Annotated in this window: 20 protein-coding genes; 6 read left to right on the top strand and 14 right to left on the bottom strand. The window is 57.0% G+C overall.

All coding sequences use genetic code 11. The features are described from left to right. Positions 1-149: 149 nt before the first annotated feature. Positions 150-1,697 carry an EAL domain-containing protein gene (locus tag Q0915_RS24390; protein ID WP_299480222.1) on the top strand — a complete coding sequence of 516 codons (1,548 nt, stop codon included), beginning with the start codon at positions 150-152 and terminating at the stop codon, positions 1,695-1,697. A gap of 68 nt (positions 1,698-1,765) precedes the next feature. Here the strand turns inward: Q0915_RS24390 and Q0915_RS24395 are convergent, their stop codons facing one another. The 3 genes from Q0915_RS24395 to Q0915_RS24405 all read right to left on the bottom strand — a co-directional run bounded on the left by Q0915_RS24395 (position 1,766) and on the right by Q0915_RS24405 (position 5,409). Further along, positions 1,766-3,709: a DUF2207 domain-containing protein gene (locus Q0915_RS24395; protein WP_299480225.1), complete on the bottom strand. Its 1,944-nt coding sequence runs from the start codon at positions 3,707-3,709 to the stop codon at positions 1,766-1,768. Between the two features lie 12 nt (positions 3,710-3,721). Beyond that, a complete protein-coding gene (locus Q0915_RS24400) occupies positions 3,722-4,276 on the bottom strand; it encodes a LemA family protein (RefSeq protein ID WP_299480228.1) in 555 nt (184 codons plus the stop codon). Between the two features lie 164 nt (positions 4,277-4,440). Next, positions 4,441-5,409 (bottom strand): glycine--tRNA ligase subunit alpha, encoded by a 969-nt coding sequence (locus Q0915_RS24405; protein WP_299480231.1) that lies wholly within the window; start codon positions 5,407-5,409, stop codon positions 4,441-4,443. A 321-nt stretch (positions 5,410-5,730) separates the two neighbouring features. On the opposite strand from Q0915_RS24405, the gene Q0915_RS24410 reads away from it, so the two are divergent. Then, the gene (locus Q0915_RS24410) at positions 5,731-7,116 is read left to right on the top strand and encodes an MATE family efflux transporter (protein WP_299480234.1); all 1,386 of its coding nucleotides are present in this window, start codon (positions 5,731-5,733) and stop codon (positions 7,114-7,116) included. Between the two features lie 53 nt (positions 7,117-7,169). Here Q0915_RS24410 and Q0915_RS24415 read toward each other — a convergent pair whose 3' ends face one another. From Q0915_RS24415 to Q0915_RS24430, 4 genes are all read right to left on the bottom strand, one after another. Beyond that, entirely contained in the window at positions 7,170-7,355 is a 186-nt protein-coding gene (locus Q0915_RS24415) for a hypothetical protein (protein WP_299480237.1), read from the bottom strand. 46 nt (positions 7,356-7,401) lie between these two features. Continuing rightward, positions 7,402-8,259 (bottom strand): S49 family peptidase, encoded by an 858-nt coding sequence (locus Q0915_RS24420; RefSeq protein WP_299480240.1) that lies wholly within the window; start codon positions 8,257-8,259, stop codon positions 7,402-7,404. A 114-nt stretch (positions 8,260-8,373) separates the two neighbouring features. Then, a complete protein-coding gene (locus Q0915_RS24425; protein ID WP_299480243.1) occupies positions 8,374-9,015 on the bottom strand; it encodes a PilZ domain-containing protein in 642 nt (213 codons plus the stop codon). A gap of 79 nt (positions 9,016-9,094) precedes the next feature. Further along, positions 9,095-9,988, bottom strand: coding sequence for a uracil-DNA glycosylase (locus tag Q0915_RS24430; RefSeq protein ID WP_299480246.1), 894 nt, complete (start codon positions 9,986-9,988; stop codon positions 9,095-9,097). A 312-nt stretch (positions 9,989-10,300) separates the two neighbouring features. Here Q0915_RS24430 and Q0915_RS24435 point away from each other — a divergent pair, with 312 nt between their 5' ends. Further along, the gene (locus Q0915_RS24435; protein ID WP_299480249.1) at positions 10,301-11,977 is read left to right on the top strand and encodes an electron transfer flavoprotein-ubiquinone oxidoreductase; all 1,677 of its coding nucleotides are present in this window, start codon (positions 10,301-10,303) and stop codon (positions 11,975-11,977) included. A gap of 520 nt (positions 11,978-12,497) precedes the next feature. Here Q0915_RS24435 and Q0915_RS24440 read toward each other — a convergent pair. The 7 genes from Q0915_RS24440 to Q0915_RS24470 form a co-directional block, all read right to left on the bottom strand. Next, entirely contained in the window at positions 12,498-13,616 is a 1,119-nt protein-coding gene (locus tag Q0915_RS24440; RefSeq protein WP_299480252.1) for a serine hydrolase, read from the bottom strand. Positions 13,617-14,499: 883 nt separating this feature from the next. Beyond that, the gene (locus Q0915_RS24445; protein WP_299480255.1) at positions 14,500-15,801 is read right to left on the bottom strand and encodes a DEAD/DEAH box helicase; all 1,302 of its coding nucleotides are present in this window, start codon (positions 15,799-15,801) and stop codon (positions 14,500-14,502) included. A 335-nt stretch (positions 15,802-16,136) separates the two neighbouring features. After that, on the bottom strand, positions 16,137-17,258 hold the full coding sequence (locus tag Q0915_RS24450; protein WP_299480258.1) for a PQQ-dependent sugar dehydrogenase: 1,122 nt from the start codon (positions 17,256-17,258) through the stop codon (positions 16,137-16,139). A 91-nt stretch (positions 17,259-17,349) separates the two neighbouring features. After that, positions 17,350-17,691, bottom strand: coding sequence for a chorismate mutase (locus tag Q0915_RS24455; protein ID WP_299480261.1), 342 nt, complete (start codon positions 17,689-17,691; stop codon positions 17,350-17,352). Between the two features lie 93 nt (positions 17,692-17,784). After that, positions 17,785-20,079 carry an NADP-dependent malic enzyme gene (locus tag Q0915_RS24460; protein WP_299480264.1) on the bottom strand — a complete coding sequence of 765 codons (2,295 nt, stop codon included), beginning with the start codon at positions 20,077-20,079 and terminating at the stop codon, positions 17,785-17,787. A gap of 117 nt (positions 20,080-20,196) precedes the next feature. Beyond that, entirely contained in the window at positions 20,197-20,844 is a 648-nt protein-coding gene (locus Q0915_RS24465; protein ID WP_299480267.1) for a ceramidase domain-containing protein, read from the bottom strand. 36 nt (positions 20,845-20,880) lie between these two features. Continuing rightward, positions 20,881-22,107: a PLP-dependent aminotransferase family protein gene (locus Q0915_RS24470; protein WP_299480270.1), complete on the bottom strand. Its 1,227-nt coding sequence runs from the start codon at positions 22,105-22,107 to the stop codon at positions 20,881-20,883. A gap of 186 nt (positions 22,108-22,293) precedes the next feature. Here Q0915_RS24470 and moaB point away from each other — a divergent pair, with 186 nt between their 5' ends. The 3 genes from moaB to Q0915_RS24485 are packed head-to-tail and all read left to right on the top strand — an operon-like array spanning position 22,294 to position 24,351. Next, the gene (gene moaB / locus Q0915_RS24475) at positions 22,294-22,851 is read left to right on the top strand and encodes a molybdenum cofactor biosynthesis protein B (protein ID WP_299480272.1); all 558 of its coding nucleotides are present in this window, start codon (positions 22,294-22,296) and stop codon (positions 22,849-22,851) included. A 4-nt stretch (positions 22,852-22,855) separates the two neighbouring features. Further along, complete coding sequence (locus tag Q0915_RS24480) at positions 22,856-23,356, top strand: GNAT family N-acetyltransferase (protein WP_299480274.1); 501 nt, start codon at positions 22,856-22,858, stop codon at positions 23,354-23,356. 26 nt (positions 23,357-23,382) lie between these two features. Next, positions 23,383-24,351, top strand: a complete 969-nt coding sequence (locus Q0915_RS24485; protein ID WP_299480276.1) for a glutathione S-transferase C-terminal domain-containing protein — start codon at positions 23,383-23,385, stop codon at positions 24,349-24,351. The last annotated feature ends 2 nt before the right edge of the window (positions 24,352-24,353 follow it).

Raw genomic sequence — 24,353 nt, forward strand, 5'->3', positions numbered from 1 at the left:
ACGCGCATCTCGGCACAAATACCGATATTAATTCAGAACTTTGCTTCACTCTTCTTCAAGGAATGAGTGCAAAACTGAAAGCCTGATTAGGCAGTTAGAAGTATCAGGACGGACTTGTGATCAATCGGGAAGCCACAGGCGGCCGTATCATGGCACGCTCACTGGCCGCGCTTTTTGCCGCGGCTATACTTGGTTTCGCCGTCCTTCAGTTCATTCCACACCTGCTTGAAGACGCTCACGCAAACGACCCGCATCTTTATTTCGACATCGCGACCGGTGTTTTCATGGTCTTCGCGCTGACGGGCGTGATCTACGGCCTGTGGGCAACCCGCAGACTGCGCAAGGAACTGAGCGAAAGATCGTCTGAACATTCCGAGGCGCTTGCGCTTGCCCAACACGACGCCCTGACAGGTCTTCCGAACCGGCGCCGTTTGCTTGAGGCGTTCGGCGATCTCAGCAGAAATTTGAAGGACAACAGCTTCCGGGGCATCATGATGCTTGACCTGGACGGCTTCAAGCCGATCAACGATGTCTACGGCCATGCATTCGGCGACAAGCTCTTGCGCAGCTTTGCTGACCGGCTTGCCGAGACCGTTGGATCGGACGGCATCGTTGCGCGCCTCGGCGGGGATGAATTTGCAATCGTGTCACCAGTCTTCAAGGACAAGACCGAGGCATCCGGATTTGCACGCCGGCTCCTGACGCGCCTCGGCGACCGGTTTGAATTCGGCGAGCGCCAGATTTCGATTGGCACAGGGATCGGCATATCCCTCTATCCGCATGACGGACACGCGATCACCGAGCTCCTGCGCAGGGCTGACATTGCCCTTTACAGGGCCAAATCCTCAGGCCGTTCGACCTACCGTTTCTTTGAAGTGGATATGGACGCCTCGATCCTCCATCGCACCCTGCTGGAACAAAGGCTCAGGCGGGCGATCGAAGACGATGACGTCAAGGTGCATTATCAGCCCATTCTTGACATGGACACCGGACGGATCGCGGGATTTGAAGGCCTCGCACGCTGGTCCGACAGCGATTTCGGCATGGTTCCGCCAAAGCAATTCATCCCGATTGCAGAAGACTGCGGGATTATCTCAGAGCTCACGCGCCATCTTTTGGCGCAAGCCTGCACAACGGCACAGACGTGGCCGGACGACCTTTATCTTTCCTTCAACCTGTCGCCCGTCCAGTTGCAGGATCCTGCTCTGCCGGAACAAATCAAGTCCATCATAGATGCCTCCAATTTCCCGCCTGAGCGCCTTGTTCTTGAGATCACGGAGACATCGCTCGTCAAGAACCCTGAATCGGCAAGACGCATTCTGACTGAGTTGACCGAGACCGGCATAACAATCGCGCTCGACGATTTTGGGGCGGGACACTCTTCCCTGAGCTATCTCAGAGACTTTCCGATCAAGAAAGTGAAGATCGACAAGTCGTTCACGGAGCGCATGCTTTCAGACAAGCAATGCGGCGCTATCGTGGAGGCCGTTCTGGTCTTGTCCAGGGGACTTGATATTGAAGCCGTTGCTGAAGGCGTGGAACGCGGTGACGTCCATGACGCCCTCAGCTTGAGCGGGTGCCACTACGGGCAAGGTTTCCTTTACGCCAAAGCAGTCAGCGCCGATGCCGCCGCTGAACTTTTGCAAATCCAGGCTGACGGCAGACTGCCTTTCGACGAAAACTCCAACGTCGCCTAACGGAGCTGCCGTTCACCTGTAGGCGCCGCCTTTCAAGGCCGATGGTTCGATGCCTTGGCCGCATGCGCTTACCAGCCGCCGCCTCCTCCGCCGCCACCGCCACCGCCCGACGATCCGCTCGACGAAGACCCGGAACTTGAAGTCTCCGGGGCCGGCAACGATGAAATGAAGGATCCTGCCATCGCACCGGCAGTTGCACTGACGCTGTCAGAAACGCGTCTGGCGTCGAATGATCTGCCCGAATACCAGTCCGGATCATAACTCGCCGCCGCAGCGGCTCCCGCCGCGCTCGCCAACCATCCTTCGAATGCTTTTGACCAGGGTTTTTCGACACCAAGCGCGACCGCATAGGGAAGCAGGTTCTCGAAGTGAACAGTGCTCATGTCCGGCATATTGCTCATATTGAGACGCTCTTTTTCGGCCACAGACAGGTAGAGCTTCAGTCCTTCTATCTCGTCGAGAAACTTTCTGCCAAGTGTAGTCGGAGCATCGATGATCAGGAAGAAAACGATATTGATGGCCACGAGAATTGCGACAGAGACCGGAAAAGCGATCATCGAGGCAAGTGCGCCGGTTATCAGGTTGGCAAGGGTCGCTGCAATCCCCATCCCGAGAGCAAAGAAACCGAGCGTGAAAATCAGACGCAAGGGAAAGTTCAGCGAACCGAGCGCCAGCGCGCCGAGCCCGGCAGAGAAAAACGTAGCAAAGACGGAGAAGAACAGGAAAAGCATGACAAATTCCTGTTGCTGCGATCCAAGGAGCCCGAAGAACACCAACAGTGCGAAGGTTGCCAGGCTGAGCAGGACGCCCGGGATCAGGTAGGTCCAGTTGCTCTTGAAATACAGGCCTCCGCTTTCGCGTTCGATGGCGCCTGTAAACTTGGACCCCAGCGTCTGGATCGAATTTCCATTTGCCTCGTTCAGTGTCAGGGAACTCCCCCTGCCGCTGAGCCATTTTTCAAGGGCGGCTTCGCCGCGTGGCAGCCCGGTGCCGGGCGCTTCACCATTTCTGCCTTCCGGCAGAAGACTAACCGTCATGTCACCGTCGTCGTCTTCCAGTTTGAGACGCTTTTTCACCGCAAGATTTAGACAGGCGGCGGAAAGCGCCACCCATTGACCATCTCCGAAACCACGGTTTTCGATGTATTTGGCAAGGGCAGGCGAAATATTGGCAGGGGGTTGAAACCTTGGGAAGATGACGCCTTTCGCCGGGTCTCGTCCAACCTTGATCCACGCCCAAAGGTAATAGAACAGCACCAGCACGATACCGGTCCCGCCAATCAGTTCGAGCCGGAAATCAGCCAGAAAGTACTCTAACTCCTCAGCACCGGTCGGCCGTGCTACCGAACCTGCCGGCATGTCGACAACAATGGTGAAACCTTCTTCCGCCAAAAGCGATTGCGTCGTGGAGAAGAGAACCGTGTTGCCGTCATCTTCCGTGCCGGCCTCAAAAAATTGGTCTCTCGAGCCGAAGGCACCGGTATAGGCGGTGGTTTCTATCGCTCGGATACCGGATGGCAGCACAACACGGGCTATAGCCTCGTCAATCGGGAAATTCCATTCGTTCCCGGTCGCGTTCCAATAGATCTGGTCGTAGCTCTCAATGAAACGGATTTGCCGGTCCGTCTCGTATTCGATCGTGTAGGTGTAGATGCCGGGCTGAAGGAAGACGTTTTCCTCACCGATGTAAATCCGAACACCATCGGCACTGTCTCTGACAAAATGCGGAGCCGGACGCCCATCCTGGAGAACCTGCAGAAGCTTGAAACCAACTCGATAGCTGCGTCCGTTGGCACCGACCGCCGTCAACGGCAGATCGCGAAAGATACCCCGGCGGATCTCGCGTGCCTCTGAGCGAACGGTGATCGTTTCGGTGACTGTCAGGACACCGTCCTGTGCAACCTCGATATTGGAGACGTATCTCAGGATGCGCTCATCTGCGTGAGCGCCCCAGCCGAGGCAAAGCAGGATCAGCGCCGCCAGTGCGCTCGCGGCGATACGTGAAATATTCATGACGGACCCTTCTTAGAATTCGACGCCCGGGACGGCCCGGTCAGCCTCATCCTCGATCTCAAAATAGTCGGCCTTTTCAAACTTGAATTGGGTGGCAATCAGATTTGAAGGGAAGCTTTCGACACCCACGTTCAAGCCCCTGACGGCGCCGTTGTAATATCTGCGCGACATTTGAATGGCGTTCTCGATTTCGTCGAGTGACTGGTGCAGGTCTGAAAAATTCTGGCTCGCCTTCAGATCCGGATACGCTTCCGCGACCGCAAAAAGGCGTCCGAGAGCCTGTCCCAGCGCGCCTTCGGCCTTTGCGCGGCCTGCCACGTCCTCCTTCGGAACCGCATTCGCTGAGGTTCGGAGATGTGTAACCGCGTCGAGTGTTTCCTTCTCGTGCGCGGCATAGCCTTTGACCGTTTCGACCAGGTTGGGGATGAGGTTGGCGCGACGCTTGAGCTGCACGTCGATACCGCTCCAGCCTTCCTCGACCATCTGACGCTTTTTGACGAGCGTGTTGTAGAGAATGATTGCGTAAACCGACAGCGCGATCAGTAGCGCAAGAACAATCCAGGCCAACTTTCAGATCCCCTTTAAAGAACGGTCCGGAAGCTAACTGCTGCGGCTGGAATTGTCATCCTGTGCAAGCACGGTCTTTTGTCTCAATAGCGTATCAAATGTCAGGAATGTCGCCGGAGGCACCAGGCCGCCAGCAGGCGTCTCAATCCAAAGAAAGGACCTGGCTATTCAGCTGCCTGGTTGTGATAACCCACACCGCCTGCTTCGGTTTCCAGAAATGCCGCTCCGCACGCCTTTGCAAGCTCGCGCACGCGCAGAATATAGCTCTGGCGCTCTGTCACGGAGATCACGCCGCGGGCATCAAGCAGGTTGAAGGCGTGGCTGGCCTTGATGCACTGATCGTAAGCCGGCAGGACCACCTGATGCACGCTTGCGCCTGCCTCTTCCCGCGCCTTCGCACCGGCTTCCAACAAGGCACGGCATTCGTTTTCCGCGTCCTTGAAATGGCGGAACAGCATCTCGGTATCCGCATGTTCGAAATTGTGCCGCGAGTACTCCTGCTCCGCCTGCAGGAAGACGTCGCCGTAAGTGATCCTCGCGTCACCTTCCATGCCGTTGTAGTTGAGCTCGTAGACGTTATCGACGCCCTGGATATACATGGCAAGACGTTCAAGTCCGTAGGTCAGTTCGCCGGAAACCGGCGAACACTCGAACCCGGCCACTTGCTGAAAGTAGGTGAATTGCGAGACTTCCATGCCATCGCACCAGCACTCCCAGCCGAGGCCCCAGGCTCCCAGGGTCGGGCTTTCCCAGTCGTCTTCGACAAAACGGATATCATGCAGTTTCGGATCGAGCCCGATCGCGTAGAGCGATTTCAGGTAAAGGTCCTGCAGATCGGCCGGTGACGGCTTCAAGATGACCTGAAACTGGTAGTAGTGCTGCAGACGGTTCGGGTTTTCGCCATAGCGCCCGTCTGTCGGGCGCCGGGACGGCTGAACATATGCGGCGCGCCACGGGCGCGGGCCGAGTGAGCGCAATGTGGTCGCCGGATGAAACGTCCCTGCCCCGACTTCCATGTCATATGGCTGAAGCACAACGCAGCCCTGGTCCGCCCAGAACCGCTGGAGTGTCAGGATCAGACCCTGAAAGGAGTTTTCCGGGCGCATATGCGCCGGCAATGTGTCAGTCGACATGGATACCGTTTCCGCAAAAGACGCATTACGACGGGCCGGTCCCGCCTGCACGAGGCGAGAGGTGCCATGATGCGGCGGCAAGGTCAAGACGAGGGTTCCAGTTCCCAATGCATAAGCAAGACAAGCGCCGAGCGAACCATGGGGTTGACCTTCCGAGCCGCAGCCACTACCAACAATTCCGCTTCCAGACGCTGGCCGCTCGCAGACACAATGTCCTGGTGAAGATCTGGTATCGTCGATTTTTCGTTCCTCCGCGCGTTTCGTGCAGGCGGCAATGCGAGCCCTTCCCTACAAGCGAAACGCCTTTATCTGGAGAACGGAATGTCCAACGACACGTCCCGGACGAATGTGTTTACGCACGGGGCACTCGTCCCCACCCTTGTGAAAACCGCTCTGCCAATCATTCTGGTGATGGCCACAAACGGTTTACTGACAGTCGCAGATGCCGCATTTCTTGGTCATTACGTTGGCCCGGATGCGCTGAGCGCTGTCACGTTAATGTTCCCTGCCTACATGCTGCTTGTCGCCGGGGCAACGCTGGTCTCCACCGGCATGTCCAGCATCCTGGCGCGTCACCTCGGTGCTATGAATTCCGACGCAGCGCGGTCCGTTTTTTCGGGCGCACACGGCCTGTCGCTCCTGGCCGGTGCACTTGTCATCCTCTTGTTCTGGACCACTGGCTATCGGGCTATTCTGATTGCTGCAGGAGGGTCGGAACCGATCGCGCAGATGGCGTTCACATATCTGGCGATAACGGCCTCCACATCCCCATTGCTTTTCGTCTTGTCGGTGCAAACAGATGCGCTACGCAGCGAAGGCTATGTCGCGCAAATGGCGGGTATGAGCCTGCTTGTTTCTCTGGCGAACATCCTCTTCAACTTCGTGCTGGTCGGGCTTTTGAAATGGGGGGTGGCCGGCTCGGCCATGGGAACCGCACTGGCGCAAGTGGTCACATTCACCGCCGTGATCCTGTTTCGAATGCGCGCCCAGACCATTCTGAAGCCATCCGTCTTGTTCACTTACCCGCTGAACCGACACTGGCGGCCGATCATCGCTCTGGGGGCGCCGCAAAGTCTTAATTTCGCTGGGATCGGGTTCGCGTCTGCTGCGACAATCGCCGCTCTGCAACACGTAGGATCGGACAGCTACGACGCAACGATCGCCGCCTTCGGGATCATCACCCGCGTCATGACGTTTGTGTTCCTGCCTCTGCTCGGTCTGACGCAAGCATTGCAGGCGATGATCGGAAACAACTATGGCGCGAAGGAGTGGCGACGCTCCGACGATACGCTGCGGCTGGGTCTTTTAACGGCCCTCATTTACTGCATAGGCGCGCAGGCATTGCTGTCATTCCTTGCAAGTCCGGTTGGCTATCTCTTCGTCGATGACATGCGTGTCGTCGACGAAATCGCCAGGATCATGCCGATCAATATCGCGCTCATGTTCGCGGCAGGTCCGCTCTTCGTGATAGCGGCCTATTTTCAGGCTTGCGGAGATGCCAAGAAGGCTGCGGTCATCAGTCTGGTCAAGCCGTACTTGTTCTTTCTGCCGCTGCTGATCGTTTTGCCGTATTTCTTCGGCGAAACCGGCATCTGGCTCACCGGTCCGGTAGCTGAACTTCTGTTGCTGATCTTGACTGCCCTGATGCTGTTCAGGGCGTCGAAAAAACAGACTGCACGTTGGGGCCTGTTCTTGGCGCCATCCTGACAGGACTTGCAACGTCACGGCCACCCGGCGGAGCTGCAGCTCTGCCTGGTGGGTCAGTTGCTGGGGCGGTACTTTCCCGTTTCCGGATCCAGCACAAGTTTAGCGCCGCGGCCATTCGGATCGGCCTTTGCCGCAGCCTTGGAGATCTGGTTTTCGACCTCAGCCATTTTGCGTTTGACGCGCTGGACAATCCAGTAACCACCGACGGCAAGTGCTGCCACACCAATCAGTTCCGTCATATCGTTCCCCTTTTGCTGTCCCACCTGATGCGAGCAATACGCCCATTTAAAGGCCGTAACGCATCCACAAGGCCCGCTCTTCAACCGCCGAAATCAACTCGTCACCCAAGCCTTCCGTCAGGCGCTGCGCCTTCTGATTCACGCCGAGCCCGGCGCGCCTGCCGAAAAGACCGCGCGGCGCGGAAATCAGCCGCGGTTCTGTCTTTTCGCCATATCTGTCTTGCAGAACGCCGCGCAAGTCGCCAATTGCGTCCACCAGCCCAAGCTGCACAGCGGTTCGGCCTGTCCAGAACTTGCCGGTAAACAGATCAGGGTCTTCGGTCAAGACATCGCCGCGGCGGGATTTTACCAGATCGATGAAGGTCTCATGCAGCTCAAGCTGAAGGCTTTTGAGATAAGCAATATCTTCGGGCACTTCGGGCTGGAAGGGGTCGAGGGTGACCTTCTTCTCGCCCGCCGTATAGACACGCCGGTCGACGCCGATTTTCTTGATCATTTCGGTAAAGCCGAAACCAGCCGCGACGACCCCGATGGAGCCGACGATTGAGGACGGATCGACAAAGATCTCATCTCCCGCGATCGCAATCATGTAGCCGCCACTTGCAGCGACGTCTTCAACGAAAACCAGGACGTCTTTCTCGTTTTCCTTCGCCAGATCGCGTATGCGCTTGAAGATCAGGCGCGACTGCACCGGAGATCCGCCCGGTGAATTGACGATCAACGCAACGGCCGGGGCCTTTTTGAACGAAAACGCCTTTTCCAGCGGCAGGGCTGCAGATGCCAGCGACAATCCCGAACGCATCGGGCTTTGCATGCCGATGGCGCCCTGCAAGCGCACCACAGGAATTATCGTCTTGTCATTGCGGAATGGCTTGGGGAGAAAACGGCGGAAGGTTGAAAGCACGCTGAAAAGCCCTGAGAGAGGTCAAACTCTCTCCGATATATGTATTCAGGTGGCACTTGCAAAGAGTGGCGGCAGGCAAATTCCGGAATAGGCTGAGATAGTGCCGGTCGACGCTCATGCTCCAAAGGCACTTATGCGCTTTTTCGGCTTTTTCTTCGCCGTTTCCTTTTCCATTTCCTTTTTCTTTTCCTGTTCGCGATCCAGCAGAAGCGCGACCGCTTCAGGCGTCAGGTCCGGTTCCGGCTCAAAGGGCCAATTCAGTTGAACGCCCGCCTGGCCATCCTTGCGCCAAACGATTTTTGCAGCAATCGGCAGGTCGAGACCCGGGATGGAAATTTCAACGTCCTGCGGCAACCGGTCCAGATTGTCAGCCTCGAGCCGGCATCCGGATTTGCTCGCATCAACAATGCGTCCTTTTATGATAAACGGGCTGGTTTTGCCGTAGACAACGGTGCTGATCCAGACAGGTCGGCGGATTTCGCGCCGTTTTTCGCCAGGCTCCGTGTTCAACACGGAAAAACTGATCCTGGCCTCGTTGTCGCCATAGGCGATGACCGTTCCACGAACCAGTTTGTCGTAGCCGTCCAGTCGCAGCCCGACCTCTTCCTTGAGCAGATCGACCTTGTCGGAGACGATCCAGCATCCCTTGTCAGTGAGGTCCAAAGCACTGGCCTCGAAGCAGCTCATGTCTGCCAGATCCACGACCAGCGCCGGTACGCAGCTATCCGCAACTTTGACCGCATTGACGTTTGACACTTTCCCCTCCGGCTCGACTACACCCCAGACTACAACCTGAAGCCTGAAAACGACGTTAACGTTGGGGTATTGTGGGTCTCTAGGGTCCTGAAAGCTTCGACCGGATGCTGAGGAAATCACGCCAGGAAAGACGCTTTTCCAGGGGGCTGCGCAGAAGATAGGCCGGGTGATACGTTGCGATCGCGTCAACGTCGCGACCTGAGACCGGATACTTCATCCAACGGCCGCGCATTTTTCGAATACCGTCCTGAACACCCAGCAGGTTCTTGGCAGATGCCGCGCCCAGAAAGACAATCACATCCGGGTTTACAAGTTCGATCTGCCTCCTGATGAAAGGCTTGCAGATTTCAGTTTCCTGCGGTGTTGGTGTCCGGTTGCCCGGCGGCCGCCAGGGAACCACATTCGCGATGTAGGCTGAAGATCGATCAAGGCCGATGGCCGATAGCATACGGTCCAGAAGCTGACCGGACCGGCCGACAAAGGGCTTTCCCTGCAAATCCTCGTCGCGTCCCGGCGCTTCGCCGACAAACATCAACCGGGCCTCGGGATTTCCGTCCGCGAACACCAGTTTCTTTGCCGTCAGTTTCAAGTTGCATCCGTCGAAAGCCTCCAGGCAGGCCCGAAGCTCTTCCAGCGACGCAGCCGACGCAGCCTGGTCTCGCGCCGAGGCAACGACTTCACGGTCCGGAATAACGGCGGGATTGGAGGGTTTGGCAGGTGACGCTGACCGCGCTGTCAACTGCGCCGGCACAGCGGCGGGTGCCGGCGCGCGGCTTTCAATACGAGGAAGTTCCGCCGGCGCAGTCTGGCGTGCGACCTCGGCAGCCTGCGGCTTTTGCTGCACCGCCGCCTTCCGGCGGCTCAATTCCGTCCAGTCGACAGGGCTGTCACCCAAAAAACAATCGATACCGGCGTCGACATAGAACTCCAGCAGGCTTTCGATATTCTTCAGATCTTCACTGGGATGTTGCAAACACTTGGCCTCCGGCAGGGATATTATCCGGATCGCCGGTTCGTACAAGCGGTGCAGAGACTGTCCCGGCGAAGACAATCGCTTTTCGCATGCCTGTACACATCTAATCCCCGAAACAACAACGATTTCCGTTTACGTAAACGGAAATATTTCAACTTGACGCTTTGACCGGGCTTTGGTCTATCTGGGCGAAATTCGACCAATAAGGGGCCGGATTTCGCAAACAGAACAGAAAAAAATCGTGTATTGCGCTGCGAAATATTGCAAACAGGGCGATGCGGATAAAGCCCCGCCGGCTTGAGGGAGAAAGAGATGAGCGAACAAGACGCGCTTGGTGAACGCGAGAGCATGGATGTCGACGTTGTTATCGTCGGAGCGGGCCCGGCTGGCCTGGCTGCCGCGATCCGGCTGAAACAGATCGCCAACGAAAAGGGCGAAGAACTGAGCGTCGTCGTGCTGGAAAAGGGTTCGGAAGTCGGCGCGCATATCCTTTCCGGCGCTGTTATCGATCCGATCGCTCTCGATCAGCTGCTGCCGGAGTGGCGCGAAGAGGATACGCCGATAAAAACGGCTGTTACCGCTGATCATTTTCTGGTTCTTGGACCTGCGGGTTCCATGCGCCTGCCCAACATGTTCATGCCCAAGCTCATGAACAATCACGGCAATTATATTGTGTCCCTGGGCAATGTGTGCCGCTGGCTGGCGGAAAAAGCCGAAGCGCTCGGCGTGGAGATTTATCCGGGTTTTGCGGCGGCCGAACTGCTTTACGATGATGAAGGCAAGGTCCTCGGCGTCGCGACGGGAGACATGGGAATCGGCCGCGACGGCAAACCCAACGCCATGTTCACACGCGGCATGGAATTGCGCGGAAAATACACCCTGATCGGGGAAGGTGCGCGCGGCTCGCTGGCAAAACAGCTGATTGAAAAGTTCGACCTTGACCGCGACAGCGACGTGCCGAAGTTCGGGATCGGCATCAAGGAACTCTGGCAGGTCGATCCGGCAAAGCACAATCTGGGCCTCGTTCAGCATTCCTTCGGCTGGCCGCTTGACGGCAAGACCGGCGGCGGTTCGTTCCTCTATCACCTGGAAGATAATCAGGTCGCCGTCGGGTTCGTGGTTCACCTCAACTACGAAAACCCCTGGCTGTCGCCTTTTGACGAGTTCCAGCGTTTCAAGACCCATCCCGCAATCCGGGACACCTTCGAGGGCGGCAAGCGCATCTCTTACGGTGCAAGGGCGATTACCGAGGGCGGCTATCAGTCGGTTCCCAAGCTCTCATTTCCCGGTGGCCTTCTGATGGGCTGTTCCGCTGGGTTCGTGAACGTTCCGCGTATCAAGGGATCGCACAACGCCATGCTGTCTGGCATGCTCGCCGCAGAAGAAGTCATGTCAGCGATTGGCCGCGGCGAGGCGCACACCGAGCTTACCAATTTTGACACGGCCTGGCGCGAAAGCGCGATCGGCGACGATCTGAAAAATGTCCGCAATGCGAAACCGCTCTGGTCGAAATTCGGCACCTGGCTCGGGATCGGCCTTGGCGGCCTCGACATGTGGACGAACGAATTGTTCGGGTTCTCCTTCTTCGGCACCATGAAGCACGGCAAGCGTGATTCCGAAACGTTGAAGCCGGCGAAAGACTGCAAGAAAATCGAGTATCCGAAACCGGATGGCGTCGTCTCGTTCGACAAACTGTCTTCTGTATTCCTGTCCAACACCAACCACGAAGAAGACCAGCCGATCCATCTGAAGGTCAACGACCTTGCCGTTCAGAAATCCTCCGAACACGATGTCTTTGCCGGTCCTTCGAACCGTTACTGCCCGGCAGGCGTCTACGAGTGGGTGGAAGAAGGTGAAGACGCACCGCGCTTCCAGATCAACTCGCAGAACTGCGTGCACTGCAAGACCTGCGACATCAAGGACCCGAACCGCAACATCACCTGGACAGTACCGGAAGGCGCCGGCGGACCGAATTATCCGAACATGTAAGCGAAGCAAAACCGGTTTCGGAAACAAACAACGCCGGGAAGTCGACTTCCCGGCGTTGCCGTCTTGTGGCCGATGGGTTGTATCAAACCGGTTAAAGTGGGGGTACCGGTTTGTTGCGGTTGTCAATTACGCAAAGCTGGAAGGCCGGACGTACCAGACGTCCATCTGTTGCGCGATCGCCCGCGCCACAAGGCCTGGGCCGTTTTTGACAAACGGCGATTTTTTTGGAGCGAAGGTTCCGATGGAGCCGACGTGCACCTCACCCGGATCTTTGTCCGGTTTTGCGCCTGGGCATTATTAAATTTGATTAACAAAAGCTTCAGCGAGGGCCGACATATAGTCACCTTACGGAAACGTCAACTACAAAATCCAGCTGATAACGACAAACTATGACCTCAAAAAATATTTTTATACCAATTGGTCAATTTTCCAACTGAGCCTCATTTTTGCGCAGTCAATTTATGGAAGATCATCCGGCAATTCATCGCAGACAACCGGTGCCGCAACACCGCGGCGCGACTCAACGCAGCGCCCGGACGATCCGGCCCGCGATCCGTTCACCTGCCACACCGCCTCCACTTTCATAGTTGCCAGCGAAAATCGTGATTGCCAATCCGGCGTCCGGCACGACATAGAGCCGCTGATCGCCCCACCCGGAGGCCATGATCACCTTGTGGCCAGTGTAAAGCACCCCGGGATACCAGAAATACCCGTAGCCAAATCGTTCCCAGGAATTGCTTATGTGCCGAGCAGTCGAAGCGGCGATCCAATCATCGGGAACCAATCGGCGGCCGCGCCACTTTCCACCATGCAGGATGAGCGAGCCAAACTTGGCCAGATCCCTGGCCCGCAGGCGCAATCCTGCCGAAGCGCTTGGAAAATGCTCTGACGTCCATGCCGGCGGACGCCACCATTCGTATTCGGTGATTTGGAGCGGATCGAAGAGAACCTTCTCGGCGTAGTCGGCGAGAGCCGTTCCCGTCAGGTTTTCGATGACGCCGCCAACCAGTTCGCTCAAGCCGCTGTTGTAAAGCCAGCGGCTTCCAGGCTCATCGCGCACTTCCTTGGCCAATGTAAATCCAACAGGATCGTCGCCAGAAAGAAGCCGGATAAAATCGTTTTGGCTATCGTAAGGAACGATTGTCTCATTCCACGCGAAACCTGCTGTCATTGTGAGAACATGGTGCAACGTCACCGCTTCCAGCTCTCCTTGCAGACCGCGTAATTCGGGGAAGAAACTCACTATCGGGCGAGAAAGCGCGCTTTCGGCCGAGCCATCGAGCACAACACCCAAGAGGAGCGATGTCACGCTCTTGGTGACCGAGCGGATATCGTGCAGCGTTTCGGGTCCGTGTTCGACGTAGCCATACTCTCCGTCTTCACCCGGCCAATAATGTTCAAAGACCAATTGGCCTTTGTGTTCAACAAGCACGGCGTGAACATTCGGCGCAGTCACGCCCGCATCGATCATTTCGACAAGTTCAGACAACGCTTCCGGGTCAAGGCCGGCACTGGCCGGTTCTGCAACGGTCCAGCCTTCAGGACGCGCGTCAGGCGCTGCCTCCAAATCCCACGCCACCGCCGGCGCCCGTGAAACAGCAGCCAGCAGGCTGGACAGAATGACACGCCGCGTGAGCATCACTGACCTCCTTCTTCCGCGGATGATACTGAAGCACGAAAGGTCACCTTCACAATGGTACAGGTTGAAAGGCATTTAGAGGGCTATTGAAAGCCCCCGGTCATCGGTTGGAATTGCAATTGATCTTTTGCCCAGAGCGTGGCGGATTTGTGCGATCTGTTTCTGCAAACCCGGGGGTGTTTGAACCGTCGGGTTCTCCTTAGTCCGGGTCACCGATTTTCGCTCCGGCAATACGACAATCCGGAAGCAGTAAATTGTCAAAAATCACATGGGCAAATCCCTGATCGTTTTTCTATACCTTTCAACTGCTTATTGAAATCAGATCGGAAATTTGCGCCCATAAAAATTTTCTATACAACAATAGATAAAGAAAATGTTTTTTGCAATTCTTTGAAACTAAAGCACTTCTTACTGCCTCGACTGATTTGATTCAATCAAAGGTTATGCGAAAAAATGGCGCCTTAAGACTTCAAACTTATATAACCATCTGAAATTGTTAATTCTTTCGGATTTCCACATGCAATTCCGCTGAAGATCAGTTGTAATTGCAGACTCGAGTTGGTTAATCTAGTTTTACTGTCAACGGGGCTTAGTTGATTGATTTCCGCCATGTTTTGGCGGTTCCATGACAGTGTTCGCGGTATCCGCGACTTCCCCAGAACAATTGAGATCTGGTCGCTACAAACGGTCAGGTACCTTGTGGGCAGGAGGCAGCAGCTTCCCGTCCGGGCTGCGGCGGCACCGGTTCGGGTTTGAAGGGCTTCCAAAAGTACATTCAGGGCAGCGCTTGCTTCCCTGACCCCATCGACCACAAGGTTTGGCACCGGGAAGGCCACTTCCCGGTGCAATTTTTTTGAATCTTTCTGGCGAAATCCGTGCCTGATCAGGCCGCGTTCTTGCGGTTGTTTGGCCTACGACGTCTCGAATGCTTTGGGGCCGCATTGTCGTTGTGACCCTTTGAGGATCTTTTGTGGGCTGGTTTCTTAGGCGACTGCTTGGCGTTACCGCCCCGGTTCTGACCACCACGCTTCGCGCGGCTGGCAGCTGCTGAAAGCGGCGGAACTTCACCTCCGGCAACCGGAATGTCGATCCCGATCAGTTTTTCGATCTGACGGAACAGTCCGATTTCTTCGGGTGCACATAGCGCGATCGCTTCGCCGTCCGCGCCTGCGCGCGCCGTTCTGCCAATCCGGTGCACATAGGCTTCGGCAACCTCCGGCAGCTCGAAATTGAAGACGTGGCTCACGCCTGGAATGTCGATACCGCGCGCTGCGACATCGGTTGCAACAAGCACGTTGATCTTGCCGTCCTTCAGGTCACGAATGGCTCTGTCGCGCTGGTTCTGGCTTTTATTTCCATGAATTGAGCCGGCGGCGATCCCGCTTTGCGACAGCTTGCGCATCAGACGCTCCGCGCCGTGTTTGGTCCGGCAGAATACCAGTGACAGTCCGTCCGGATTGGATTGCAGCTGCTTAAGGAGAAAGTCGGTCTTGGACTTAGGATCCATGAAGTGCACCGACTGCGTGACCTTGTCGGCAGTCCGCCCGGCAGGGGCTACTTCAACCCTCACGGGGTCGTGCAGATAGGTGCGGGCAAGGTCTGCAATCTGTTTCGGCATCGTTGCTGAAAACAGAAGTGTCTGCCGGTCCCTCCGGACCAGGCCGGCAATCCGGCGCAGGGCATGAATGAAGCCAAGATCCAGCATCTGATCGGCTTCGTCCAGGACCAGATAAGAGGCGGTCCCAAGATCAACCGCCTTGCGGTCAACCAGGTCGAGCAGACGGCCGGGGGTGGCGACCAGGATATCCGTTCCCTTCGAAAGCCGTTTGATCTGTCCGTTTATCGACACTCCGCCGACAACGGAAGAAACGCGCAGGGGCGTCGCTTTCAGATAGGAAATCAGGTTCTTTGCAATCTGGTTCACAAGTTCCCGGGTCGGTGCCAGAATCAACGCCCTGGTACCCTTTGGCTGCGCGGCTTCATTGTCGGACAGCAGGCGATCAATCAGCGGCAATCCGAAAGCCGCGGTTTTCCCGGTACCCGTTTGCGCCAACCCCATCAGGTCGCGTCCTTGAAGGATCTGAGGAATAGCTTTTTCCTGGATCGGCGTGGGAGAGGCATAGCCGTTTTCCGCAATCGCCTTCAAAAGGCCCTCGGAAAGTCCCAGGCTTTGAAAATCGGTCAATATTATTTCCTTGTTTCGAGCGTCAACGACGCTCCTGTCACCGCAAGTATCATCCTTGCGGATTGGTGTCGGTTCGCGGCAGACGGACCAGTATCGTTCCGTCTCTTTGCCGCCAGACCCTCGCGTGACATGGGAACTGGTCGAGCCTCGTATCAGGCTCGTGATCTGTGCAACTGGGAAAGTCCAGGCCAAAGATTTCGTGTCCCTGGACGGGGCACTTGGCGCGTTGTCTCTGCTCACGCGGCAGCAATTGCAGTGCGCTATATCTGCTTCCCGGCGCGAAATGTCAAGCCGATGCGGTTGGGCTCACGTGCTGCCATGTCTCAAACCGCTGCTTACGGGACCAGCCTGACCAGACGGCCGTCATCGCTGTCAGTGAGAACGTAGAGGTATCCGTCCGGCGCCTGGCGCACATCCCGGATCCTTTCGTCAAGCTCAGTCAGCAGCTGTTGTTCGGAAGCCACCGCGTTGCCGTCCAGTTCGAGTTTCGACAGGTGCCGGCCACGCAGTGCACCGACCAGCAGATCCCCCTTCCAATCGGGATAGCGGTCACTGCTGACGAACGCCATTCCCGACGGTGCGATCGAAGGGTCCCAGTAATGAATGGGTTGCTCCATGCCGTCCTTCGCGGTTCCCTCACCGATCTTGCCGCCGGAATAGTGCCTACCGTAGGAGATGACCGGCCAGCCGTAATTCTTGCCCGCCTCCGGAATGTTGATTTCATCTCCACCGCGTGCACCATGTTCAACGGTCCAAAGGACACCGGTCGAGGGGTTGATAGCAGCACTTTGCGGGTTTCTGTGTCCGATGGACCATATTTCTGGTTTGTGGTCTTCGCTGCTCTCGAACGGGTTGCCGGGGACCGGTTCACCGTCTGCCGTCAGCCGCAGGACCGAACCCGTATGATCAAGGGTGTCCTGTGAGCGTGGACCGTCGCCACGGTCGCCCAACGTCATGAAGAGGCTTCCGTCAGGTGCGAAAGCCAGGCGCGAGCCGAAGTGACGGCCACCATAGGCCTTGTTGTTGGCCCGGAAGATCGTTTTTCCGTCATCCAGTCGATAGCCATCGCCGGCAGCCGACAGCTTCGCGCGGAACAGCGACGTTCCTGCCCCTTCCGGCGAGCCTTGCGAGAATGTCAGGAAAACGGTCTGGTCGGATTCGAAATCCGGACTGAGCGCGATGTCCAGCATGCCGCCCTGGCCCTGGGCAAAGACTTCAGGCGTTCCCGCCACGACACTCTGCGCGCCGTCGCCAGACACATATTTCAAAAGCCCGTCTCGCTCGGTAACCAGGTACCCACCGTCTGGAAGAAAGGCGACGCCCCATGGATAGGACAAACCGTCCGTGACCGTTTCCAGGCTCACCGATGTCTGAGCGGCTGCAGGTGCCAGCGCGGCGGGCGCGGCCAAGATGCCGAGGGTTGCGGCGGATATTGCGAAAATTCGACGGGCATTCATGGCGGGCTCCGGGCCAATGGGCAAGCAATGTGTCTTGACCTTAATTAGGAACTCTCGCGCCTGCGAACAGACGCGGCGCCATTAAATTTCATCAATCCGGCGTTATGCTTGCCGCTTGAGAGTTCCTTTCAAGCCGGGCTGCAATCACGCGCCGCTCAAAGGCAATGTTCCAGTCAATCAGCGTGCGCCAGACCATGTCCGCCTGATCGGCTTCCAGGCCGAGTTCCTCGGCGCGCTTCCTGATAATCTCAATCATCGATTCGATACGCTCTGCGTCGAAGGCTTCGTCGGGATGCTGTTTGAGCTCCGACATGCGCCGCACGAAGCCCTGCCGCACAGCGAATAACCGAACCAGTTCCTCATCAAGTCGATCGATTTCATCGCGGATATCTTTTTTGGTGAGGCAGTCCTCAGGCGTTTTCACATTCACCATCCGGGTTTGCGGGATAACTGTACCCGCGAACCGGTTTCCCGGTCCGCGTCCTGGAGCTTTCGGATCGAAAATGCTGTAGCGCAGAACAGCAGATCAGTCGGCCAGCCGGGTCTGGGCTTCCACACTTGCAAGCGCCGACATGTTGACAACGCCGCGCGAAGTCACGGACGGTGTCAGAATATGCGCCGTCTTCGCAGCACCGAGCAGGATCGGACCGACATGAAGCGCCTGTGTCGCGACCTTCAGAAGGTTGTGCGCGATATTGGCGGAATCAAGGTTCGGGAAAAGCAGGAGATTGGCTTCCCCCTTCAATTTGCTGCCCGGCATGACACTCTCACGCAAAGCCTCGCTGAGAGCGGAATCGCCGTGCATCTCGCCGTCTGCCTCAAGTTCCGGATGGCGTTCCCAGATCAACTCGAGCGCTTCGCGCATCTTGCGTGATGAGGCCGTCTCCCTTGAGCCGAAATTGGACATGGACAGCAAGGCGATCTTCGGCTCGATGCCAAAGCGCCGGATTTCCTCGGCTGCAAGAACCGCCATTTCCGAAATCTCGACTGCCGTCGGATCTTCGGTGACGAAGGTATCCGACATGAACAGCGCACCCTGGCTGTTGATCAGCAGCGACATTGCGGACAGGTCCTTGGCTGTTTCACAAACGCCGATAACCTGCTTGATGTCGCGAAGATGGCGGATGAAGCGCCCTTCCAATCCGCATATGACGGCGTCCGCATCGCCGCGCCGGACCGCGAGGGCCGAGATGACTGTCGCGTTGGTGCGTACAACCGTGCGGGCGGCACTGGGTGGCATGCCGAGACGGCCAACGCATTCGAAATACTCATCCACGTAGTCGCGGTAACGCGGATCTTCCTGCGGATTGACGTATTCGAAATCGACATCGGGACGGATCTTGAGACCAAAGCGTTCGCAGCGCTGCTTGAGAACATCGGGCCGCCCCACCAGGATGGGTTTGGCGATATGGTCTTCGATCAGCACCTGGGCGGCACGCAGCACGCGCTCGTCTTCACCTTCGGCGTAAATGATCTTTTTCGGATCCTTCGTGGCGTTCTGAATGATCGGCTTCATGATCAGGCCCGACCGGAAGACAAAACGGTTCAGCCTGTCGTAATAGGCATCGAAATCCGTTATCGGCCGGGTCGCAACGCCGGAGTCCATCGCTGCCTTGGCGACAGCGGGGGCGACACGCAGGATCAGCCGCTGGTCAAACGGCGACGGGATCAGGTAATTGGGCCCGAACGTTTCCGTCTTGCCGCCATAAGCGCGCGCCACAACATCGGACGGTTCTTCCTGCGCCAGTCCGGCGATCGCCTCCACGGCTGCCCGTTTCATTTCCTCATTGATCGTTGTTGCGCCGACATCGAGCGCACCGCGGAAAATGAACGGAAAGCAAAGAACGTTATTTACCTGGTTCGGATAGTCAGACCGGCCCGTACACATGACCACATCATCGCGTACGGACAATGCGTCCTCCGGCATGATTTCCGGATTCGGATTGGCAAGAGCGAGAATTAGCGGACCCTTGCCCATTTTTTCGACCATGTGCGGCTTGAGCACGCCGCCGACGGACAGACCGAGAAAGACATCAGCACCCTCGATGATATCGTCCAGCGTGCGCTTGTCGGTTGGCTGTGCAAATACCGACTTCCACTCGTCCATGAGCTTTTCGCGGCCCTCATAGACGACGCCCTCGATGTCGGTGATCCAGATATTTTCCCGTTTCGCACCGAGCGACACCAGCATGTTGAGGCAGGCGAGCGCTGCCGCGCCTGCGCCGGATGCGACGATCTTGGCGTCTGCAATCTTCTTGCCCGCAAGGTGAAGACCGTTACGGACGGCCGCGCCGACGATGATGGCGGTTCCATGCTGATCGTCATGGAACACCGGGATGTTCATCTTTTCCCGCAAACGCGCTTCGACCATGAAGCATTCGGGCGCCTTGATGTCTTCGAGATTGATGCCGCCGAAAGTCGGTTCAAGCACCGAAACGGCGTCAACGAATTTGTCGACATCGGTTTCGTCGACCTCGATGTCGAACACGTCGATTCCGGCGAACTTCTTGAACAGGACCGCCTTCCCTTCCATGACCGGCTTTGAGGCGAGCGGCCCTATGTTGCCGAGTCCGAGCACCGCCGTACCGTTTGAAATCACCGCGACAAGGTTGGCACGGGACGTGTAGTGCGCCGCCTTCGCGGGATCGTCGGCAATTTCAAGGCAGGGTGCGGCGACGCCCGGAGAATATGCCAGCGCAAGGTCACGCTGGTTGCCGAGCGGTTTCGTCGGCTGGATCTCAAGTTTCCCGGGCTTGGGATGTTCGTGATAGTAGAGGGCTGCTTCGGTCAGATCGTGTTCGGTCTTGTTGCTATCGCTCATGACGTTTTCTGGCTCCCTGACCTGTTCCGCTCGGTATTTGTATTGGTCTTTGGCTTGTGATTGGGAAGCGTGACGCTTCGCGATCCGAATTGCAAATTCCTGAAGTGTCTGTGTGGTTTACCCGGCGCGCTGGAAAATGAGAACCCGAATTAACAAAAACAGCACAACGGCGTTCAGGATATGCCACATGAAATGAATTCCGAACTCGATATGTGCACAGAGCGGCTCGTCCAGCGTGCGGAACGTTAGCGATACCAGAAAGACAAGACCTGTCAGGAGGACCTGCGCCCCGAGCTTCTTGTCCTTGCGGGAAAACAGGGAGCCGACCACGAAGATCGCAAGCAGTGCGGGGACATAGCCAGCTGATGAGCCGACGAATGGCGCAAAAAGCGTGTCCGCGAACAGGACCGTAGCCACGAGAAAGGCGATGACGATCCCGAGTGCTGCCCACCATGGAAGCTTCAAGAAACGGTTGAGCGCGAAAAAAAGATAAACGTGAATGAAGATGACGATCGGTATGACATCGGCGAGCACCGCCCACACCGTTGCAAACGTGTGGAACAGGAACGAACCGATACCGATTGCGGCGAGAATGACGATCAATGCGAGGCCGGTCCAATCGTCCGGTGTCTTTTTGCGCCAAATCAGGAATGCAATCACGGCCGCGATCAGGAAGGCAGCGTTGGTAATGGCATTCAACGGCTCCGACCAGAATTCAGGTCCGACACGTTCACAATAATTGTTCAACTGCTGCGTCAGGTCCATCTGTGGCACATCGGTTCGTTGCTCTATTTGTATCCTTTACAGCCCGGACGTGACAGTTTCGGCAACCAAGGCACCAAGGCGTGAAATTCCCTCTTCAATTCGCGAGGGGCTGGCGCAAGAAAAGCTCAATCGCAACGTATTTGCACCGCTTCCATCCGGATGGAACGCGCCTCCCGGGACAAATGCAACCTTTACGGATTCCACCGACTGTTCAAGCAACACCGCAGCGTCCAGCCCCTTCGGCAACTCGACCCAGACGAACATGCCGCCTTCCGGTCTGGACCAATGCGTTCCCGCCGGCATATGCTGCTCCAATGCGGCGAGCATCGCATCGCGGCGCTCCTTGTAGATCGCATTGGTATGCGCCGTGTGGCTGTCGAATTTTTGCTCGGCGACGCGCGCCATCGCTTCCTGGTTGAGAACAGGTGTGTTCAGATCGCTCGCCTGTTTGATCAGAACCAGTCTGGATATGACCTCGGACGCCGCACAGATCCAACCGAGACGCAGTCCGGGCGAAAGCGATTTGGAAAAGCTGCCGCAATAAAGCGTCCGGCTGTTTTCAATACCTCCGCTTTTCTCGCAGTCCAGCGCCAGGACAGCGGGCACCGGCTCACCATCGTAGCGCAGGCTCTCGTATGGAGCGTCTTCTATGACCGCGCAGCCGAGGTCTTCTGCAAGCGACAGGATTTGCCTGCGCTCGTCCAGACCGAGCGAAAGGCCGGTCGGGTTCGCAAAATCCGGCGACAGATATGCGAATTTCACGGCCCCGCCCTTTTGCGACGCCCTGGACAAATAGTCTTGCGCCGACCGGTTTGTTCCGGGGTCCAAACGGTCGAAGTGCAGCTCATAGGCGTTGAAAGCCTGGATCGCTCCAAGATAGGTCGGCCATTGAACGAGAGCCGTGTCGTCTTCCGACAAAAACAGCTTGCCGATGTAATCGAGGCCCTGCTGGGATCCAGAGGTGATGAGAATGTTCTCGGGGCCGCAGGAAACGCCGAGTTCCTTCATGTGCCCGACGATCCATTGGCGCAGCCTCAGACTGCCTTCGCTAATGCCATACTGAAGCGCCTTTTCCGCGTCCGGCCCTCCCAGGATTTCGCCATAGGCTTCCTTGAAGGCGTCCGCAGGAAAGAGTGCAGGGTCTGGAATACCCCCGGCAAATGAAATCACATCCGGCCGGTCGAGAAGCTTCAGAAGTTCACGGATTTCAGAAGCGCGCATGCGGGTTGCGCGTCTTGCGTAAAGGCTGTCCCAGGTCGTCATGGTTATCTCGAAATCAATTTTTGCGTTATTTAAGTCAATAATACTGACCTATTTATTTTGCAAGTGTCCCAATCCTGTTATTTTTTGTAATTTTATTTCGCGTCGATCGTCTGCGTATGAAGTTTGGCCTGGTCACTGGAAGCGCCGCCGTTCTTCCCCTATGTCTTGAGGACAAAGGAGATTTCCATGTCGCGTATCGATGACACCCGGCCATTCATCCCGCTCAACATTGCAGTCCTGACTGTCTCGGACACGCGCAAGCTGGAAGACGACAGGTCCGGAAACACGCTGGCGGACCGGCTGACAAAGGCGGGACATACGCTTGCTGCCCGCAAGATCGTTCAGGATGACATTCCAGCCATCCAGGACACCGTCCGCGCCTGGATCGCGGATGACGGTGTTGATGTCGTCATTTCAACCGGCGGCACCGGCTTCACCGGGCGGGACGTTACGCCGGAAGCGATGGAGCCTCTTTTCGAAAAACGCATGGATGGGTTTTCCGAAGTCTTTCACCGGATCTCCTACGACAAGATCGGCACCTCGACGATCCAGTCACGCGCGACCGGCGGAGTTGCCGGTGCGACCTACATCTTTGCACTTCCCGGTTCGCCCGGTGCCTGCAAGGATGCCTGGGACGGTATCTTGAAGATGCAGCTCGATTATCGGCACATGCCGTGCAATTTCGTGGAAATCATGCCTCGCCTGGACGAGCACCTGAAACGCGGAAAACTGCAGGAAGCTTGACGGCATGCCCCTTTCGCTCCGCCCGACCGACATCACCGATGCTGACGCAGTCTCCGCATTGCTTGTCAAAAGCTATGCAGCTCTGCTGGCGGACGCCTACGACCCGGAGACGCTGGTGGCCGCGCTTCCCCTGATCACCGTGGCGCAACCCGATTTGCTGGCGTCCGGCACATACTATCTGTGCGAAACGTCTGCCGGCCAGATCGTGGGCGTTGGCGGCTGGACAAAACACTCCCCGACCGGGCGGGACGAAACAGCTTCAAACGGAAATATCCGTCATTTCGGCACCGATCCCGAGCATGTCGGAAACGGCATCGGGCGGTCATTGATGGACCGGTGCGTCGCGGATGCCATCGCAGCCGGCCTGAGTGAACTCAATTGCTATTCAACGCTAAACGGCGAAGCGTTCTACCGTGCCTGCGGTTTCCTTAACGTCGAGCCTTTTCCAGTCAAATTGCCGGGCGGGGTCATCTTTCCTTCCGTCCGCATGACCCGCACCTTGTAACGCTCACCAGCAAACCGGAGACATTCATGGGACTTCTCGTAGACGGCACCTGGGACCCGGACGCGACCGGCGATACCGTGGCCTCCGACCGGTTCGAAAGGTCCAGGGCGCAGATCCGGAATTGGGTGACGGAAGACGGTTCGGCGGGGCCATCGGGTGACCCCGGGTTCAAGGCGGAAAGCGGCCGCTACCATCTTTATGTCGCCTGGAACTGCCCCTGGGCGCATCGCACACTCCTGATGCGCGCACTCAAAGGGTTGCAGCCTCATGTTCCCATTTCCGTGCTGGCGCCGAAGCGAACTGAAGACGGATGGGTCTTCGATCCGGACAACGGTTATTTAGACACGCTTTCAGGAGCTTCAGCACTCCACGAGGTCTACTCCGCAGGAACGGACACCTACACGGGCCGCGTTACGGTTCCTGTCCTCTGGGACACGAAGTCGGGCCGTCTGGTAAGCAACGAGTCGGCTGAAATCATCCGCATGTTCAACGAAGCCTTTCAGGGCATTTCAGAAAACAAGGCGGATTTTTACCCGGCAGATCTGCGCAATGTCATCGATGACTGGAACGGTTTCATCTACCCAAAACTCAACAACGGTGTTTACCGGGCAGGGTTTGCGCGCTCTCAATCGGCCTATGAAGAAGGCGTAAAAGGCGTCTTTGAGGCCTTGGACCGTATCGAAAAGACGCTTGAAAGCGGTCAATGGCTCCTTGGCGACACACTGACGGAGGCCGATGTCCGTTTGTTTCCGACATTGGCGCGTTTTGATGTCGCCTATTGGAGCGCGTTCAAGTGCAACCAGCGCCGGCTGATCGACTATCCAAAGCTTTGGGCCTACGCACGCCGCTTTTATGCTCTGCCGGGGGTTGCCGAGACCGTAAAGCTCGACATTTACCGCCGGGGCTATCATTCAAGGAGCGATGCACGAAATCCGCACGGTATCGTGCCGCTCGGGCCGGTCGTCGATTTCTCTGAACCCTTGGCTGCCGCTTAAGT

Source organism: uncultured Roseibium sp. (genome assembly GCF_947494555.1).
Lineage (GTDB): Bacteria > Pseudomonadota > Alphaproteobacteria > Rhizobiales > Stappiaceae > Roseibium.